A 17131-nucleotide genomic window follows, 5' to 3' on the forward strand; every position below is an offset into this window, starting at 1 on the left:
CCGGCTGATCCAGGAGTACGAGGACGCGCTGCTCAACCCCTACGTGGCGGCCGAGCGCGGCTACATCGACTCGGTGATCATGCCGTCCGACACTCGCCGGCACATCGTCCGCGGGCTGCGTCAACTGCGGACGAAACGGGAATCCCTGCCTCCGAAGAAGCACGGCAACATCCCGCTCTGATCCCTGTGACCCCTGCCCGCCGAGCCCCGTGCACCGGGGCTCGGCCGAGCGATTGGAAGGCGCCATGACGATCAAGGTCGTACGGGGCAACCCGACCCCGGAGGAGCTGGCCGCCGCACTGGCGGTGGTCCGCGTGCGCGCCGCGGCGGCGTCCGCCGTGCCGTCCGGCGCGCCCGCTCCCCGCGACTCCTGGTCCGACCCGTCCCGCATCGCCGGCCGGCTCCTGCCCCAGCCGGGGCCGACGGCCTGGTCGCGGACGTACTGGCCGGGAGCCTAGGGCCTCTCGTTCGGATCATGCCGGGAAGTTGAGTACGCGTACTCAGGCGATGCCGGGGCGGGCGGCCGGACGATGGAGAGCATGCTGTGGTCCGATCCCGAGAACGAGCCGCCGAAGGAACTGCGGGACACGCAGGAGATGCTGCGGCGGCTGGGCGTTCTCATGGCGCTGGCCATGGTGCTCGCGATGATCGTGATCGGCGTGCGGTGAGGCGTCCGGTCGCCGGGCTGGGCTGGGCTGGGCTTCCGCCGGACCGACGGACGCTGGACTTCCACCGGACCGGTGGGATCGGTGGGACCGCTGGGCGGAGGCGTCCGGACACGCCGGTGGGCGGATCCGCCGATACGCTGATCGCATGACAGATCAGCCCCGCCGTCGGCTCGTGCTCGCCTCCCAGTCTCCCGCCCGGCTCGGGCTGCTCCGCCAGGCCGGACTCACCCCCGAGGTGATCGTCAGCGGAGTCGACGAGGACGCCGTCACCGCACCCACACCGGCCGAACTGGCCCTCGCCCTCGCCGAGGCGAAGGCCTCCGTCGTCGCGGCGAAGCCGGAGGTCCTGGGTGCCCTGGTGATCGGCTGCGACTCGGTGCTCGAGCTGGACGGCCAGCCCCTCGGCAAGCCCGCGGACGCCGAGGAGGCCACCGCGCGCTGGAAGTCGATGCGGGGCCGCGCGGGCATCCTCCAGACCGGCCACTGCGTCTACGACACCACCGCGGACGGCAGCCGGTACGCCTCCGCCACCGCGTCCACCGTCGTCCGCTTCGGCGAGCCCTCGGACGAGGAGATCGCCGCCTACGTCGCGTCCGGCGAACCGCTCCACGTCGCGGGAGCGTTCACCCTGGACGGCCTCTCGGCCCCGTTCATCGAGGGCATCGACGGCGACCACGGGAACGTCATCGGCATCAGCCTGCCGCTGGTGCGCCGCCTGCTGGCCCGGCTGGGCGTGGGCATCACGGAGCTGTGGGCGCCGCCGGAGAGGTGACCGGGGCCCCGTCGGCGCCGTCCCTGCCGCCCCCGCCCGCGGGCTCGGCGGGTCCGGTGGTGTCGGCGGGTCCGGTGGTGTCGGCGGGCCCGGTGGTGTCGGCGGGCCCGCCAGGACGGCCCTCGGGGTCGTACGTCATCAGGAGCAGCACGATGAGGGCGAGCACCACCACCATGGAGAGGAACGCGGACGCGCCGACCAGCCCCCACGCGAAGGCGCCCAGCAGCGCGTGCACCACGGCGGCGCTGATCAGCAGGACCCGGCCCGCCCCCAAGGGCGCGCGGTCGCGCAGGGCGACCAGCAGCGCGACGAGGCCGCACAGGCCGAAGTAGAACCCGAGGACGATGCCGCCGGCCTTCGAGGACACCGACGTCATGTGCGGGTCGAGGCCGGCCAGCGACATGTCCTGCCGGTCGACGACGACCCCGAGGAACCAGTTCAGGGCGGCGACGCCGAGCCCCTCGGCGAAGAGCACGAGTGCCACGATCCACGCCACCGGTCTGCGGACCACCGGCCCCACCCCCTTTCGAGTACGACTGTGGTTACCCCGAGTACGTTCAAGACGCCGCGAACGTTACTGACAAGTAAAGCCAGGGACAAGGGTCCTGCGAACGGCAAAGAATCATTGGGCCATTCGTAGGGACTCGACAAAAAAACGGAGCGGGCCGCAGCGCGCTCTCACAGAGACCTTGACCACATGAGAGGGCTAGGGTTTCCCGGAGGAGTCTTGCGCACCAAGGTGCGACATGGGATTTCGCGGGTCGAGCGAGCCTCGAATCACGCTCCGTGTGGGCAAGGTCACCCTTGGGGACGGGTCGTGTGCCGTGTCGGCAGTCCCTAAACTCGGCTTGTTTCAAGGAGGGAGCCTCAATCGTGCGCAAGGTGCTCATCGCCAACCGTGGCGAAATCGCTGTCCGCGTGGCCCGAGCCTGTCGGGATGCCGGTATCTCGAGCGTGGCCGTCTACGCGGACCCGGACCGGGACGCTCTGCATGTCCGCGCCGCGGACGAGGCGTTCGCCCTGGGCGGTGACACTCCCGCGACCAGCTACCTCGACATCGACAAGGTGCTGAAGGCCGCCCGCGAATCGGATGCCGACGCCATCCACCCCGGCTACGGCTTCCTCTCCGAGAACGCCGACTTCGCCCAGGCGGTCCTCGACGCCGGGCTCGTCTGGATCGGCCCGCCGCCGCAGGCCATCCGCGACCTCGGCGACAAGGTCGCCGCCCGCCACATCGCCCAGCGCGCCGGCGCGCCCCTGGTCGCGGGCACACCCGATCCGGTGTCCGGCGCCGACGAGGTCGTCGCCTTCGCCGAGGAGCACGGCCTGCCCATCGCGATCAAGGCCGCGTTCGGCGGTGGCGGCCGCGGTCTGAAGGTCGCCCGCACCCTCGAAGAGATCCCGGAGCTGTACGAGTCCGCGGTCCGTGAGGCGGTGGCCGCCTTCGGCCGCGGTGAGTGCTTCGTCGAGCGCTACCTGGACAAGCCGCGGCACGTGGAGACCCAGTGCCTGGCCGACACCCACGGCAACGTGGTCGTCGTCTCCACCCGCGACTGCTCGCTGCAGCGACGGCACCAGAAGCTGGTCGAGGAGGCCCCGGCGCCGTTCCTGTCCGACGCGCAGGTCGCCGAGCTGTACTCGTCGTCGAAGGCCATCCTGAAGGAAGCCGGCTACGTCGGCGCCGGCACGGTGGAGTTCCTGGTCGGCGTCGACGGCACGATCTCCTTCCTGGAGGTCAACACCCGCCTCCAGGTGGAGCACCCGGTCACCGAGGAGGTCGCCGGCGTCGACCTCGTCCGCGAGATGTTCCGCATCGCCGACGGCGAGGTGCTCGGCTACGACGACCCGCCGCTGCGCGGCCACTCCTTCGAGTTCCGCATCAACGGCGAGGACCCGGGCCGCGGCTTCCTCCCCGCCCCCGGCACGGTCACCGCGTTCGCCCCGCCGTCCGGTCCGGGCGTGCGCCTGGACGCCGGCGTCGAGTCGGGCTCGGTCATCGGCCCGGCCTGGGACTCGCTGCTGGCCAAGCTGATCGTCACCGGCCGCACCCGCGGGGAAGCGCTCCAGCGGGCGGCCCGCGCCCTGGACGAGTTCCAGGTCGAGGGGATGGCCACCGCCATCCCGTTCCACCGCGCCGTGGTCAGGGACCCCGCGTTCGCCCCCGAGCTCACCGGCTCCGCCGATCCCTTCACGGTCCACACCCGCTGGATCGAGACCGAGTTCGTCAACGAGATCAAGCCCTTCACGGCCGGCACGGACGCCGAGGCCGACGAGGAGGCCGACCGGGAGACCGTCGTCGTCGAGGTCGGCGGCAAGCGCCTCGAGGTCTCCCTGCCCGCCTCGCTCGGCATGTCGCTGGCCCGCACGGGCCTCGCGGCCGGGGCCAGGCCCAAGCGCCGCGCGGCGAAGAAGTCCGGCCCCGTGGCCTCGGGCGACACCCTCGCCTCCCCGATGCAGGGCACCATCGTCAAGATCGCGGTGGAGGAGGGCCAGGAGGTCAAGGAGGGCGACCTGATCGTCGTCCTGGAGGCCATGAAGATGGAGCAGCCCCTCAACGCCCACCGCTCCGGCATCGTCAAGGGCCTCGGCGCGGAGGTCGGCGCGTCCGTCACGTCCGGCGCGGTCATCTGCGAGATCAAGGACTGACCCGTACGACGCTTCAGGCGCCCGGTGGACCTACCTGGTCCGCCGGGCGCTTTGCGTCTGCGGGCGCTCGGTCTGCGGGCTCGCGGGTGCGCCTACGCGGGTGCGGATACCAGCCCGTACGACCGGTGCCGGTGACCCCGGTGGCCGGTGTGCCTACGCGGGTGCGGAGACCAGGCGTGCGGGGTGCGGAGTTCCGGCATGCGGGTGTGGCCTACGGCCTACGCCTGGGACGGTGCGGGGCGCCCGTCCGTGCCGGACGCCCCGTCTGTCGCCACCGCCCACTCACCGTCGGCGCATATCCGCGACCCGTGCCCGCTCCGTGCTCTGGGCCTGTTCGGCCGCCCCCAGGCCCACCGCCGACCGCAGCCCCGGACCCTGTCGACGGGGCCCCGGCAGCGGCACGTCCCGGCGCTGCTGCTGACGTGCCGGGGCCCCGTCACCCCCCGGGCCCGCGGTACCTCCCGGCGCTCCGGCCACGGCGATCTGGACGCCCTGGTCGGCGAGTGCCTGCAACTCGGTGCCCGCGCGGTCGTCGTGCGCGGGCGGCTCGTCCGTCACCAGGCGGGTGATGAGGTCCGTGGGCACGGTCTGGAACATGGTGTCCATGCCGAGCTTGCCGTGGTCGGCGAGGACCACCACCTCCGCGGCGGCCTGCACCAGCGCCCGGTCGACGGAGGCCGACAGCATGTTGGACGTGGACAGCCCGCGCTCGGCGGTCAGCCCGCTTCCGGAGAGGAAGGCCCTGGACACCCGCAGCCCCTGGAGGGACTGTTCGGCACCGCTGCCGACGAGGGCGTAGTTCGAACCGCGCAGCGTACCGCCGGTCATCACCACCTCGACCCGGTTGGCGTGCGCCAACGCCTGGGCCACGAGCAGGGAGTTGGTGACGACGGTCAGTCCGGGCACCCGGGCCAGCCGGCGCGCCAGCTCCTGCGTGGTGGTGCCCGCACCGACCACGACGGCCTCGCCCTCCTCCACGAAACTCGCGGCGAGGTCGGCGATGGCGGTCTTCTCGGCGGTCGCGAGATGGGACTTCTGCGGGAAGCCGGACTCTCGCGTGAAACCACCCGGCAGTACCGCACCGCCGTGCCGGCGGTCGAGGAGTCCTTCTGCCTCCAGCGCGCGCACGTCCCGCCGTACGGTCACTTCGGAGGTCTGGACGACGCGGGCGAGTTCACGGAGCGACACGGCCCCGTTCGCTCGCACCATTTCGAGGATCAATTGGCGACGTTCTGCAGCGAACACGAAACTGACAGTAACTCCAGCGACCGTCTGCTTTCAGCACTTTGCGCTGAATAGCAGAAGTTGTTCGTACACCCGACCGTCAAGTGGTATAAGCGCCAAGTGATGGCCTGGTTGCGCCGCTCATGCCACGCACATGTCCCGCAACTCCCTGTGACGAACAGGGAGTTGACAGCGATTCGGTGGGCGTCGGCGGGGAGCCGGGTTCGACCCCGTCAGGCTTCCCCGGTCATTTTCCGCGTGTGCAACTGCCGTGCCACCTCGGCGATCGAACCCGACAGCGAGGGATACACGGTGAAGGCGTTCGCGATCTGCTCGACCGTCAGGTTGTTGTCGACCGCGAGCGAGATGGGGTGGATCAGCTCCGAGGCGCGCGGGGCGACCACGACGCCGCCCACCACGATCTCGGTGCCCGGCCGGCAGAAGATCTTGACGAATCCGTCGCGGATGCCCTGCATCTTCGCGCGGGGGTTGCGCAGCAGCGGCAGCTTCACGACCCGCGCGTCGATCTTGCCCGCGTCGACGTCGGCCTGGGTGTAGCCGACGGTGGCGATCTCGGGGTCGGTGAACACGTTCGACGAGACGGTCTTCAGGTTCAGCGGAGCGACCGTGTCGCCCAGGAAGTGGTACATGGCGATGCGCCCCTGCATCGCCGCCACCGACGCCAGTGCGAAGACCCCGGTGACGTCACCGGCCGCGTACACGCCGGGGGCGCTGGTGCGGGAGACCCGGTCGGTCCAGATGTGCCCCGAGTCGCGCAGCCTGACCCCGGCCTCCTCGAGCCCCATGCCCGCGGAGTTCGGGACGGCGCCCACCGCCATCAGGCAGTGCGACCCGGTGATGACCCGCCCGTCCGCGAGCGTCACCTCCACCCGGTCCCCGACCCGTTTGGCGGACTGGGCGCGCGAGCGCGCCATGACGTTCATCCCGCGGCGGCGGAAGACGTCCTCCAGCACCACGGCGGCGTCCGGGTCCTCGCCCGGCAGCACCCGGTCGCGCGACGACACGAGCATGACCTTCGAGCCCAGTGCCTGGTACGCACCGGCGAACTCGGCGCCGGTCACACCGGAACCGACCACGATGAGCTCCTCGGGGAGCTCGTTCAGGTCGTACACCTGGGTCCAGTTCAGGATGCGCTCGCCGTCGGGCCGGGCGTCGTCCAGCTCGCGCGGGTGGCCGCCGGTGGCGATGAGCACCGCGTCGGCGGTCAGCGTCTCCTCGGTCCCGTCGGCGGCCCGGACGACGACCTTGCGCGATCCGTCCAGGGCCTGCATGCCCTCGAGCCGTCCGCGGCCGCGCAGCACCCGCGCGCCGGCCCGCGTCACGGACGCGGTGATGTCGTGCGACTGGGCCAGGGCCAGCCGCTTCACGCGGCGGTTCACCTTGCCCAGGTCCACGCCCACCACCCGGGCGGCCTGGTCGATGTGCGGGGTGTCGTCGGCGACGATGATGCCCAGCTCCTCGTAGGAGGAGTCGAAGGTGGTCATCACCTCGGCCGTGGCGATCAGGGTCTTGGACGGCACGCAGTCGGTGAGGACCGACGCCCCGCCCAGGCCGTCCGAGTCGACGACGGTCACCTCCGCGCCGAGCTGTGCGGCGACCAGCGCCGCTTCGTATCCGCCGGGTCCGCCGCCGATGATCACGATCCGAGTCACGTACTCCATTGTCCCGCACCCTCCACCGTGCGACCGCCCCGGGGTCCGGTCGTGGCCCCCCTGTTACCGGAGTGGTCCGCGGTGCGGCTGCCGTACGCTCTCCACCATGTCGCTCTACGCCGCGTACGCCGGCAACCTCGACGCGCGGCTGATGTCCCGCCGCGCCCCGCATTCGCCGCTGCGCGCCACCGGCTGGCTGAACGGGTGGCGGCTGACCTTCGGGGGCGAGACCTGGGGTCTGCCCTGGCCGGACGGCCCGGACGGCGGCCTGTCGGCCGAGGACGGAACCGGAACAGGGATCGGGGCCGGGAACGGGGCCGGGAACGGGACCGAGAGCGGGACCGGAATCCCGAAGGAGAGCGGGAACGGGGCGCTCGCGACGATCGTCGAGGACCACTTCGCACAGGTCTTCGTCGCGTTGTACGACATCGCCCCCATGGACGAGGAGTCCATGGACCGCTGGGAGGGCACGGGCCTGGACATATACCGGCGCACCCGCGTCCGCGTGCACACCCTGGACGGCGAGGAATCCGCCTGGACCTACGTCCTGAACGCCTATGAGGGCGGCCTGCCCTCGGCCCGCTACCTGGGCCAGGTCGCCGACGCGGCGGAATCCGCGGGCGCGCCCCACGACTACGTGATGGAACTGCGCAAGCGTCCTTGCTGAGCGCAGGTGCTCACGCGGAGCAGCTTCGCGCACCAGCCCGCAGGAACCCGCCGTACGAAGCTGCGCGCCGGAGTCGGTCCGTTCTCGTCGGATCTCGTCGGATCTCGCCGGAAACGACAGGACAACGATCGCGAGCCCGTGAGCCACGACATCTACGCGCGTAGGCGAACACCGGCTACTCTCATCCGCGTGAACGCTTCTCTTCTTCCGGACGACATCCAGGGCGACCCCCACGCCGCAGCCGACGCCGCAGCCGCGCGCCTGCGTGAGCTCACGGGCGCCGAGACCCACGACGTCGCCCTCGTGATGGGCTCCGGCTGGGCACCGGCCGTGGACGCCCTCGGCGCCCCCGACGCCGAGTTCCCGGTCACCGACCTGCCCGGTTTCCCGCCGCCCGCGGTCGAGGGCCACGGAGGCACGATCCGGTCCTACCGCGTCGGCACCAAGCGCGCCCTGGTCTTCCTGGGCCGCACCCACTACTACGAGGGCCGCGGCGTGGCCTCCGTCGCGCACGGCGTCCGCACCGCCGTCGCCGCCGGCGCCAAGACGGTCGTCCTGACCAACGGCTGCGGCGGTCTGCGCGAGGGCATGCGCCCCGGCCAGCCGGTCCTGATCAGCGACCACATCAACCTCACGGCCACCTCCCCCATCGTCGGCGCCCACTTCGTCGACCTCACCGACCTGTACTCCCCGCGTCTGCGGGCCCTGTGCAAGGAGATCGACGCGAGCCTGGAGGAGGGCGTCTACGCCCAGTTCCCCGGCCCGCACTACGAGACCCCGGCGGAGATCCGCATGGCGCGGGTGATCGGGGCGGACCTGGTGGGCATGTCGACGGTGCTCGAGGCCATCGCGGCGCGGGAGGCGGGTGCGGAGGTGCTCGGCATCTCCCTGGTCACCAACCTCGCCGCCGGCATGACCGGTGAGCCCCTCAACCACGAGGAGGTCCTCCAGGCGGGCCGCGACTCGGCCACCCGGATGGGCACCCTCCTGACCCAGGTCCTGGGCCGCCTGTAGGGGAACCCTTCATGGGACCCCGCAAGCAGGACCCCTTCCCGGGGCCCCCACAGGGCCCGACGCTGTTGGCGCATCCGGCGGACCCGGGGCATGAGTCCGCCGACCGTGACACTTTCCGGAAAGGTGTCACGGTTACGGCCGGAGCACCCCACTCCGGCGGTACGGGCTCGCGGAGCCCGGAACGCCGGGCCGCATCGACCAGCAGCATCAGGACCCATGCCGGGCCCTCCTCCGGGACCCCTTCGTGGGGCGGGACGACGCAACGAACCCTTCGAGAGGCTGACCGACACGTGCACGACGACCTGACCACTCGCGCCCGCACCTGGCTCGCCGAGGACCCCGACCCCGAGACCCGCGCGGAACTCTCGGCGCTCCTCGACGCCGACGACGTCACCGAACTCACCGCCCGTTTCAGCGGCACCCTCCAGTTCGGCACCGCGGGCCTCCGCGGCGAACTGGGTGCCGGCCCCCAGCGGATGAACCGCGCCGTCGTCATCCGCGCCGCCGCCGGCCTCGCCGCGTACCTCAAGCGGCAGGGGCAGACCGGCGGCCTCGTCGTGATCGGCTACGACGCCCGCCACAAGTCGGCGGACTTCGCCCGCGACACCGCCGCCGTCATGACGGGCGCCGGGCTCCGGGCCGCCGTCCTGCCCCGGCCCCTGCCCACGCCGGTGCTCGCCTTCGCCATACGGCACCTCGGCGCGGTCGCCGGGGTCGAGGTCACCGCCAGTCACAACCCGCCCCGCGACAACGGCTACAAGGTGTACCTCGGCGACGGCTCCCAGATCGTCCCTCCGGCCGACGCGGAGATCGCCGCCGAGATCGCGGCCGTCGGGTCCCTGAACGACGTACCCCGCCCCGACGCCGGCTGGGAGACCCTCGACGACTCCGTCCTGGACGCCTACCTCGCCCGCACGGACGCGGTCCTGGCCAAGGACTCCCCCCGTACCGCCCGCACGGTCTACACGGCGATGCACGGCGTCGGCAAGGACGTCCTGCTCGCCGCCTTCGCGCGGGCCGGTTTCCCCGAGCCGGTCCTGGTCGCCGAGCAGGCCGAACCCGACCCGGACTTCCCCACCGTCGCGTTCCCCAACCCGGAGGAGCCCGGGGCGATGGACCTGGCCTTCGCGACGGCCCGCGAGGCGGAGCCGGACCTGGTCATCGCCAACGACCCGGACGCCGACCGCTGCGCCGCGGCCGTCAAGGACGCCGAGGGGGGCGGCGACGGTGACGGAGGCTGGCGCATGCTGCGCGGCGACGAGGTGGGGGCGCTGCTCGCCGCCCATCTGGTCCGCCGCGGGGCGACCGGCACGTTCGCCGAGTCGATCGTCTCGTCGAGCCTCCTCGCCCGCATCGCCGAGCGGGCGGGTCTGCCGCACGAGGAGACGCTGACCGGCTTCAAGTGGATCGCCAGGGTCGAGGGCCTGCGCTACGGCTACGAGGAGGCGCTGGGCTACTGCGTCGACCCGGACGGCGTACGCGACAAGGACGGCATCACGGCCGCCCTGCTCCTCGCCGAGCTGGCCTCCGGGCTGAAGGAGGAGGGCCGTACCCTCCTGGACCTCCTCGACGACCTCGCCGTGACCCACGGCCTGCACGCCACCGACCAGCTGTCCGTCCGCGTCGAGGACCTGTCCCTCATCGCGGACGCGATGCGCCGGCTGCGCGAGAACCCCCCGGCCGAACTGGCCGGCCTGCCGGTCACCGAGGCCGAGGACCTGACCCGGGGCACGGACGCCCTGCCGCCCACCGACGGCCTGCGCTACACCCTCCGGGGCGCCCGCGTCATCGTCCGCCCGAGCGGTACGGAGCCCAAGCTGAAGTGCTACCTGGAGGTCGTCGTCCCGGTCACCGCGCGGGACGACCTTCCCGCGGCCCGCACCGAGGCGGCGGCCCTGCTGACCGCGATCAAGCGGGACCTGAAGGCGGCAGCCGGCATCTGAGCGAGCGGCGTCGGGACCAGACGCCGGAAACACGCAGGAAAGCATCAGGAGGGGCTGCCGATCCCGGCAGCCCCTCCTGTCGTACCGCCGCTCAGTCGGTCCAGGGTCTTTCGTTTGGATCAGGCCGGATCAGGGAGCGGGGTCCGGTGCCGGGGCCCGTGAGCCCGGCATGGTCCGAACGAGAGGCCCCGGTTCCCTCAGCCGAGCCCCAGCAGGACCGCCAGCAGCACGGCGCCGGCCAGCGAGGGGGCGATGATCTCGTAGGACCACCGCACGCTCACCTCGCCCTGCGCGCTCGCCTCGGCCCCACGGCTCTCGTGCAGCTCACGCAGTTCGTCCATCGAGCGGTCGGTCGGCGCCCGCTCGCCTCCGCCCGGCCGGTCCGAGGCGTCCGAGGCGGAGCCCCCGCGCCGGGGCGCGCCGTTCGCGCCCCCGCCCAGGGATGCCTCGGCGCCCAGCGCCCGGCCGCCCGTGGCCCGCAGGTCCCGCCGCGACGCCCGCTTGCGGGCCCGCAGCGACACGGGCAGGGCCCACAGTTGGTACTTGGCGCCCGCGTCCGAGATGACCTCGTTGGTGTAGCCGGAGCGCAGCGAGACCACCCGCCCCCAGGGCAGCGTGATCGTGCGGAAGGGGTTGCGGACGCGCAGCCGGTCCTCGTTGGCGTACACCGCGGGGACCAGGGTGTAGGCGGCCACCAGGGGCACGAGGAACAGCAGCGCGGCGAGCGCCAGCCACGGGGTGTTGCCCTCACCGACGACCACGGCGTCGACACCGAGCCAGCAGGCGAGGGCGAGGATCAGCGCGCCGCCGACGAACCCCGAGGTCGACCGGTAGACCCGGTCGGCGTACTTGGGCTCCGAGGCCGCCAGGCCCGCCGAAGCCTCCGCTGCCTCCGCCTTGGGCTCCGAAGCCGCCAGGCCCGCCGAAGCCTCCGCTGCCTCCGCAGCCGCAGCCGCTGCCGGAGAGTCCCCGGGCTCCGAAGTCGCCGGGGACTCCGATGCCGCCGAAGGCTCCGAGGGCTCCGAGGGAGCGGCGGACTCGGCAGGCTCGGTGGACTGGGCAGGCTCGGCGGGCTCCCGGTCGGACGGCTGAGGCTCGGGGGTCGTCATGCCCCCGATTCTGCCCGACGCCCGCACCCGCACGGGCAGGCGGTGGGCGGGGCCGGGCAGGGGCCGGACGCTGCTGGTCGATGCGGCCCGGCGTTCCGGGCTCCGCGAGCCCGTACCGCCGGAGTGGGGTGCTCCGGCCGTAACCGTGACACATTTCCGGAAAGTGTCACGGTCGGCGGACTCATGCCCCGGGTCCGCCGGATGCGCCAACAGCGTCGGGCCGGGCCGGGGCCCTTCCCTGTTCCTGAACGACCCGGAGGGCTGTACAGCCGCTACGCGCGTAGATATGCTCGGCTGGTGACCATGTCCTCCACTGCACCCTCCTCCCCCAGGCCCTCGCCGGCACCCGAGCGGGTCGGTGCCCCCGCCGCGCTGAGCGACGTGACCGCGTCCGACAGCACGCTGCGCCGCTTCCTGCACGGGCTGCCCGGCGTCGACGCGGTCGGCCTGGAGGCGCGTGCCGCCTCGCTCGGCACCCGCTCGATCAAGACGACCGCGAAGGCGTACGCCATCGACCTCGCCATCTCGATGGTCGACCTGACGACGCTGGAAGGCGCGGACACCCCGGGCAAGGTCCGGGCGCTCGGCGCGAAGGCGGTCCGCCCCGACCCGTCCGACCGTACGGCCCCCGCCACGGCCGCGGTCTGCGTCTACCCCGACATGGTGGCCACGGCCAAGGAGGCCGTCGCCGGCTCCACGGTCAAGGTCGCCTCCGTCGCGACCGCCTTCCCGGCCGGCCGCGCCCCGCTCACCGTCAAGCTGGCCGACGTCCGGGAGGCCGTCGCCGCCGGTGCCGACGAGATCGACATGGTCATCGACCGCGGCGCGTTCCTCGCGGGGAACTACCGGAAGGTGTTCGACGAGATCACCGCCGTGAAGGAGGCCTGCGGGGCGAGCGCCCGGCTGAAGGTCATCTTCGAGACGGGCGAGCTGTCGACGTACGACAACATCCGCCGGGCGAGCTGGCTCGGCATGCTGGCCGGCGCGGACTTCATCAAGACCTCGACCGGCAAGGTGGCGGTGAACGCCACACCCGCGAACACGCTCCTGATGCTGGAGGCGGTCCGTGACTTCCGTGCGCAGACCGGGATCCAGGTCGGTGTGAAGCCGGCCGGCGGCATCCGCACCACCAAGGACGCGATCAAGTTCCTCGTCCTGGTCAACGAGACCGTCGGCGAGGACTGGCTGGACAACCACTGGTTCCGCTTCGGCGCCTCCTCGCTTCTGAACGACCTGCTGATGCAGCGCCAGAAGCTGGCCACCGGCCGCTACTCCGGCCCCGACTACGTGACGGTGGACTGATCACCATGACCGAGAAGACCAAGAAGACCGCGGCCGCGTCGACCGCCGAGGCCGGCGGGACCACCGCGGCCACCACCGCCCAGGCCGCTCCCGCGCGGTCGTCCGCGTTCGTGTACGCCCCGGCGCCCGAGTCCCGCGCGGTCGTCGACATCGCCCCGTCCTACGGCCTGTTCATCGACGGCGAGTTCACCGAGGCGGCCGACGGCCGGGTCTTCAAGACCGTCAGCCCCGCCACCGAGGAGGTCCTCTCCGAGGTCGCGCAGGCCGGCGAGGCGGACGTGGACCGCGCGGTGAAGGCGGCAAGGAAGGCCTTCGCGACCTGGTCGGCGCTGCCCGGCGCCGAGCGGGCCAAGTACCTGTTCCGCATCGCCCGGATCATCCAGGAGCGCAGCCGCGAGCTGGCCGTCCTGGAGACGCTGGACAACGGCAAGCCGATCAGGGAGACGCGGGACGCCGACCTGCCCCTGGTCGCCGCGCACTTCTTCTACTACGCGGGCTGGGCCGACAAGCTCGAGCACGCCGGGTTCGGCCGGAGGACGACAAACGGGCACAGCGGGGTGAACCCGAAGCCGCTGGGCGTGGCCGGCCAGGTCATCCCCTGGAACTTCCCCCTGCTCATGCTCGCGTGGAAGATCGCCCCGGCGCTCGCGACCGGCAACACGGTCGTCCTCAAGCCGGCCGAGACCACCCCCCTCTCCGCCCTCTTCTTCGCGGACGTCTGCCGCCAGGCGGGCCTGCCCCGGGGTGTCGTCAACATCCTTCCCGGATACGGCGACGCGGGCGCCGCGCTGGTCGCCCACCCGGACGTGAACAAGGTCGCCTTCACCGGCTCCACGGCGGTCGGCAAGCAGATCGCGCGGACCGTCGCCGGGACCCGTAAGAAGCTCACGCTCGAACTCGGCGGCAAGGGCGCCAACATCGTCTTCGACGACGCCCCGATCGACCAGGCCGTCGAGGGCATCGTGAACGGCATCTTCTTCAACCAGGGCCAGGTCTGCTGCGCGGGCTCCCGCCTGCTGGTCCAGGAGTCGATCCACGACGAGCTGCTCGACTCCCTCAAGCGCAGGCTCTCCACCCTGCGGCTGGGCGACCCGATGGACAAGAACACCGACATCGGCGCGATCAACTCCGCGGAGCAGCTCGCGCGGATCACCTCGCTCGTCGAACAGGGCGAGGCGGAGGGCGCCGAGCGCTGGTCGGTGGCCTGCGACCTCCCGGAGAACGGCTACTGGTTCGCGCCGACGCTGTTCACGGGCGTCACCCAGGCGCACACCGTCGCGCGGGACGAGATCTTCGGCCCGGTGCTGTCCGTCCTCACCTTCCGGACGCCGGACGAGGCCGTCGCCAAGGCCAACAACACGCCGTACGGCCTGTCGGCGGGCATCTGGACGGAGAAGGGCTCCCGCATCCTGGCCGTGGCGAACAAGCTCCGCGCGGGTGTCGTCTGGTCCAACACGTTCAACAAGTTCGACCCCACCTCGCCGTTCGGCGGCTACAAGGAGTCGGGATTCGGCCGCGAGGGCGGCCGCCACGGCCTGGAGGCGTACCTCGATGTCTGAGAAGACCGACAAGAACGTGAAGACCGACAAGGCCGTGAAGACCGACCCGGCCGGCGGGGCCGAGCAGCGGCGGCTGAGCGTCTTCAAGACCTACAAGCTGTACGTCGGCGGGAAGTTCCCGCGTTCCGAGAGCGGCCGGGTGTACGAGGTGACCACGGGGACATCAGCCGCTGACGCGGCGGGCAGGGGCGACTGGCTGGCGAACGCCCCGCTGTCGTCCCGCAAGGACGCCCGTGACGCGGTGGTCGCCGCCCGCAAGGCGTTCGGCGGCTGGGCCGGGGCGACGGCGTACAACCGCGGTCAGGTCCTCTACCGCGTCGCGGAGATGTTGGAGGGCCGCCGGGAGCAGTTCGTCCGGGAGGTCGCCGACGCGGAGGGCCTGTCGAAGGCGAAGGCCGCGGCGCAGGTGGACGCGGCGGTCGACCGCTGGGTCTGGTACGCGGGCTGGACCGACAAGATCGCCCAGGTGGTCGGCGGCGGGAACCCGGTAGCGGGCCCGTACTTCAACCTGTCCTCCCCCGAACCGACCGGCGTGGTCACGGTGCTGGCCCCCCAGGAGTCGTCCTTCCTGGGCCTGGTCTCGGTTCTCGCCCCGGTGATCGCGACCGGCAACACCGCGGTCGTCATCGCCTCGGAGAAGGCCCCACTCCCGGCGCTCTCGCTCGGCGAGGTCCTGGCCACCTCCGACGTGCCCGGCGGGGTGGTCAACATCCTGTCCGGCCGTACGGCGGAGATCGCCGCGCCGCTGGCCGCGCACCAGGACGTCAACGCGATCGACCTCGCGGGCGCCGACGAGGCACTCGCGAAGGAACTGGAGATCGCCGCGGCCGACAACCTCAAGCGCGTTCTGCGTCCACAGCCTGTGGACAACTGGACGGTGACGCCGGGCATCGACCGCATGACGGCGTTCCTGGAGACCAAGACGGTCTGGCACCCGACGGGTTCGCTGGGCGCCTCGGGCTCCGCCTACTGACGGAGGGGCCGCCGCAGCCCGGAGAGCCGCGCCCTCCGTCCGGGAGGGGCGCGGCTCTCCGCATGTCCTGCGGATACCTCGCGGGACGTCCTGCGGATGCCTCGGATCAGCCGGTCAGCATTCCCGTCGCCTGCCCGGCGACCGGAATGCCGTCGATCGACTCCGCCTGGGCCACCGGGCCGGTCACCGCCCGTGAGTCCACCGGCTTGAAGTCGGCGACCTGGGTGCCGACGCCGTTGTCGAGCGGGTCGACGCCCGTACCGGCCAGCGGGTTGGGCTTCAGGCCGGAGACCGGGCCCGCGACATGGCCGACCGTGCCCGTCAGGGGCTGCACGCCGGTCTGCGGGTCGACGGCGCCGAGCGACGCGGGACGTGTGGTGCGCGGGCCCTGGGGCGCCTGGGAGTCCGCCGCTGCCGCCGTCGTCACGCTCGCGCCCAGGGCCACTCCCGCGGTCGCCAGGGCGACCAGGGCGCGCCGGGCGGTCGGCTTCTTGGGTGCTGCGTGTCGGGCCATCGCTGCTGCCACCTCTTGCCTTCGCCGATCACTCCCGCTGAGTAATCGGATCGACGCGCAGCGTAGTGGAGATGTGGCGCGTGCCTCAAAGCGGACCCGCACGGTCGTACACCACCCGTTCGATGCCCCAGACTGGTGTCCCGTGAGTTCCCAGTCGCCCTTCTCCGCGCGTGTCGTGTTGCTCTGCGGCCCCTCCGGCTCCGGCAAGTCCCTCCTCTCGGCCCGCTCCGGCCTGCCCGTGCTGCGGCTCGACGACTTCTACAAGGAGGGCGACGACCCGTCCCTGCCCCTCGTGGCGGGCAGTTCCGACATCGACTGGGACCACCCCGGCTCCTGGGACGCGGACGCGGCCGTCTCCGCGATCGACCGGCTGTGCCGTACGGGCCGCACAAATGTGCCCGTCTACGACATCGGCCTGAGTGCCCGTACGGGCGCGTCGCACGTGGACTTCGGCGCTGCCCCGCTGTTCATCGCGGAGGGCATCTTCGCCGCGGAGATCGTCACGCGCTGCGGCGAACTGGGCCTCCTGGCCGACGCGCTGTGCCTGAGCCGGGGTCCGGTGAAGACCTTCCGCCGCCGCTTCCTGCGGGACCTCAGGGAGGGCCGTAAGTCCGTGCCGTTCCTGCTGCGCCGCGGCTGGCGGCTGATGCGGCTGGAGCGGTCGATCGTCGCCCGCCAGACCGCGCTCGGCGCGCACGCCTGCGACCGCGACGAGGCGCTCATCCGCCTGGCGACCGCGCGGGGCGGCAGCGGACGGTTCGGGGCCGATACGAGTACGGCGCGTACGCCCGCGCAGTCCGCTTGACCCGGTAGCCGGCGCCGCGCCGACGCGGACCTCCGCACGCACAGAAGCGGGACTGGAAGGACCCCCCGGCCCTCCAGTCCCGCTTCCTTGTGCTCCCCCGTTACCCCCTTGTCCCCCTCGGGATCCCCCCGGATCCCTTGTGGCTCCCCCGCTCCGCGGTGACATCCCCCGACGTCCCCGCGTCCCCCGTTACTTGCCCCCCCGGATTCCCCCGGTCCCCCCCTGGGATCCCCCGATCCCCTCGGTTCCCCGTTTCCCCCGT

General features: G+C 72.3%; 16 protein-coding genes and 2 pseudogenes. 13 read left to right on the forward strand and 5 right to left on the reverse strand.

The window, feature by feature from the left end; all coding sequences use genetic code 11:
* The 4 genes from ACFPZI_RS25270 to ACFPZI_RS25285 form a co-directional block, all read left to right on the forward strand.
* A partial coding sequence (locus tag ACFPZI_RS25270) for a carboxyl transferase domain-containing protein (RefSeq protein ID WP_381367192.1) occupies positions 1-181 on the forward strand: 181 nt, incomplete at its 5' end.
* 64 nt (positions 182-245) lie between these two features.
* On the forward strand, positions 246-458 hold the full coding sequence (locus ACFPZI_RS25275; RefSeq protein WP_381367195.1) for an acyl-CoA carboxylase epsilon subunit: 213 nt from the start codon (positions 246-248) through the stop codon (positions 456-458).
* Positions 459-539: 81 nt separating this feature from the next.
* The gene (mmpB, locus tag ACFPZI_RS25280; RefSeq protein WP_095533885.1) at positions 540-668 is read left to right on the forward strand and encodes a morphogenic membrane protein MmpB; all 129 of its coding nucleotides are present in this window, start codon (positions 540-542) and stop codon (positions 666-668) included.
* A 145-nt stretch (positions 669-813) separates the two neighbouring features.
* Positions 814-1440: a Maf family protein gene (locus ACFPZI_RS25285; protein ID WP_381367198.1), complete on the forward strand. Its 627-nt coding sequence runs from the start codon at positions 814-816 to the stop codon at positions 1438-1440.
* Here ACFPZI_RS25285 and ACFPZI_RS25290 read toward each other — a convergent pair.
* Positions 1409-1951, reverse strand: a complete 543-nt coding sequence (locus tag ACFPZI_RS25290; protein WP_381367201.1) for a hypothetical protein — start codon at positions 1949-1951, stop codon at positions 1409-1411. The two genes, ACFPZI_RS25285 and ACFPZI_RS25290, sit on opposite strands and share 32 nt — an antisense overlap.
* 362 nt (positions 1952-2313) lie before the next feature.
* Here ACFPZI_RS25290 and ACFPZI_RS25295 point away from each other — a divergent pair, with 362 nt between their 5' ends.
* The gene (locus ACFPZI_RS25295) at positions 2314-4086 is read left to right on the forward strand and encodes an acetyl/propionyl/methylcrotonyl-CoA carboxylase subunit alpha (protein ID WP_381367204.1); all 1773 of its coding nucleotides are present in this window, start codon (positions 2314-2316) and stop codon (positions 4084-4086) included.
* Positions 4087-4368: 282 nt separating this feature from the next.
* On the opposite strand, the gene ACFPZI_RS25300 is transcribed toward ACFPZI_RS25295, so the two are convergent.
* A complete protein-coding gene (locus ACFPZI_RS25300; protein WP_381367207.1) occupies positions 4369-5331 on the reverse strand; it encodes a DeoR/GlpR family DNA-binding transcription regulator in 963 nt (320 codons plus the stop codon).
* A 212-nt stretch (positions 5332-5543) separates the two neighbouring features.
* Positions 5544-6992 carry an NAD(P)H-quinone dehydrogenase gene (locus ACFPZI_RS25305; RefSeq protein WP_381367209.1) on the reverse strand — a complete coding sequence of 483 codons (1449 nt, stop codon included), beginning with the start codon at positions 6990-6992 and terminating at the stop codon, positions 5544-5546.
* A gap of 97 nt (positions 6993-7089) precedes the next feature.
* On the opposite strand from ACFPZI_RS25305, the pseudogene ACFPZI_RS25310 reads away from it, so the two are divergent.
* The 4 genes and pseudogenes from ACFPZI_RS25310 to ACFPZI_RS25325 form a co-directional block, all read left to right on the forward strand.
* Positions 7090-7230: pseudogene (locus ACFPZI_RS25310) on the forward strand (gamma-glutamylcyclotransferase); the annotation flags it as partial.
* Positions 7231-7347: 117 nt separating this feature from the next.
* Positions 7348-7650: pseudogene (locus tag ACFPZI_RS25315) on the forward strand (gamma-glutamylcyclotransferase); the annotation flags it as partial.
* 189 nt (positions 7651-7839) lie between these two features.
* Positions 7840-8664, forward strand: a complete 825-nt coding sequence (locus tag ACFPZI_RS25320; RefSeq protein ID WP_381367212.1) for a purine-nucleoside phosphorylase — start codon at positions 7840-7842, stop codon at positions 8662-8664.
* A 290-nt stretch (positions 8665-8954) separates the two neighbouring features.
* Entirely contained in the window at positions 8955-10607 is a 1653-nt protein-coding gene (locus ACFPZI_RS25325; protein ID WP_381367215.1) for a phospho-sugar mutase, read from the forward strand.
* Positions 10608-10804: 197 nt separating this feature from the next.
* On the opposite strand, the gene ACFPZI_RS25330 is transcribed toward ACFPZI_RS25325, so the two are convergent.
* Entirely contained in the window at positions 10805-11716 is a 912-nt protein-coding gene (locus ACFPZI_RS25330; protein WP_381367218.1) for a PH domain-containing protein, read from the reverse strand.
* A 303-nt stretch (positions 11717-12019) separates the two neighbouring features.
* Here ACFPZI_RS25330 and deoC point away from each other — a divergent pair, with 303 nt between their 5' ends.
* Genes deoC through ACFPZI_RS25345 form a run of 3 tightly spaced genes read left to right on the forward strand, consistent with a single transcriptional unit; the run spans position 12020 to position 15550 of the window.
* A complete protein-coding gene (gene deoC / locus ACFPZI_RS25335) occupies positions 12020-13018 on the forward strand; it encodes a deoxyribose-phosphate aldolase (protein ID WP_381367221.1) in 999 nt (332 codons plus the stop codon).
* Positions 13019-13023: 5 nt separating this feature from the next.
* Entirely contained in the window at positions 13024-14577 is a 1554-nt protein-coding gene (locus tag ACFPZI_RS25340) for an aldehyde dehydrogenase family protein (RefSeq protein ID WP_381367224.1), read from the forward strand.
* Positions 14570-15550 carry an aldehyde dehydrogenase family protein gene (locus ACFPZI_RS25345; protein WP_381367227.1) on the forward strand — a complete coding sequence of 327 codons (981 nt, stop codon included), beginning with the start codon at positions 14570-14572 and terminating at the stop codon, positions 15548-15550. Before ACFPZI_RS25340 ends, ACFPZI_RS25345 begins: the two co-directional genes overlap by 8 nt.
* Before the next feature lie 106 nt (positions 15551-15656).
* Here ACFPZI_RS25345 and ACFPZI_RS25350 read toward each other — a convergent pair whose 3' ends face one another.
* Complete coding sequence (locus tag ACFPZI_RS25350) at positions 15657-16064, reverse strand: hypothetical protein (protein WP_381367230.1); 408 nt, start codon at positions 16062-16064, stop codon at positions 15657-15659.
* A gap of 73 nt (positions 16065-16137) precedes the next feature.
* Here ACFPZI_RS25350 and ACFPZI_RS25355 point away from each other — a divergent pair, with 73 nt between their 5' ends.
* On the forward strand, positions 16138-16869 hold the full coding sequence (locus ACFPZI_RS25355; RefSeq protein ID WP_381367233.1) for a uridine kinase: 732 nt from the start codon (positions 16138-16140) through the stop codon (positions 16867-16869).
* Positions 16870-17131 lie beyond the last annotated feature (262 nt).

Source organism: Streptomyces chlorus, from assembly GCF_042655885.1.
In the GTDB taxonomy this organism is placed as follows: Bacteria; Actinomycetota; Actinomycetes; order Streptomycetales; family Streptomycetaceae; genus Streptomyces; species Streptomyces chlorus.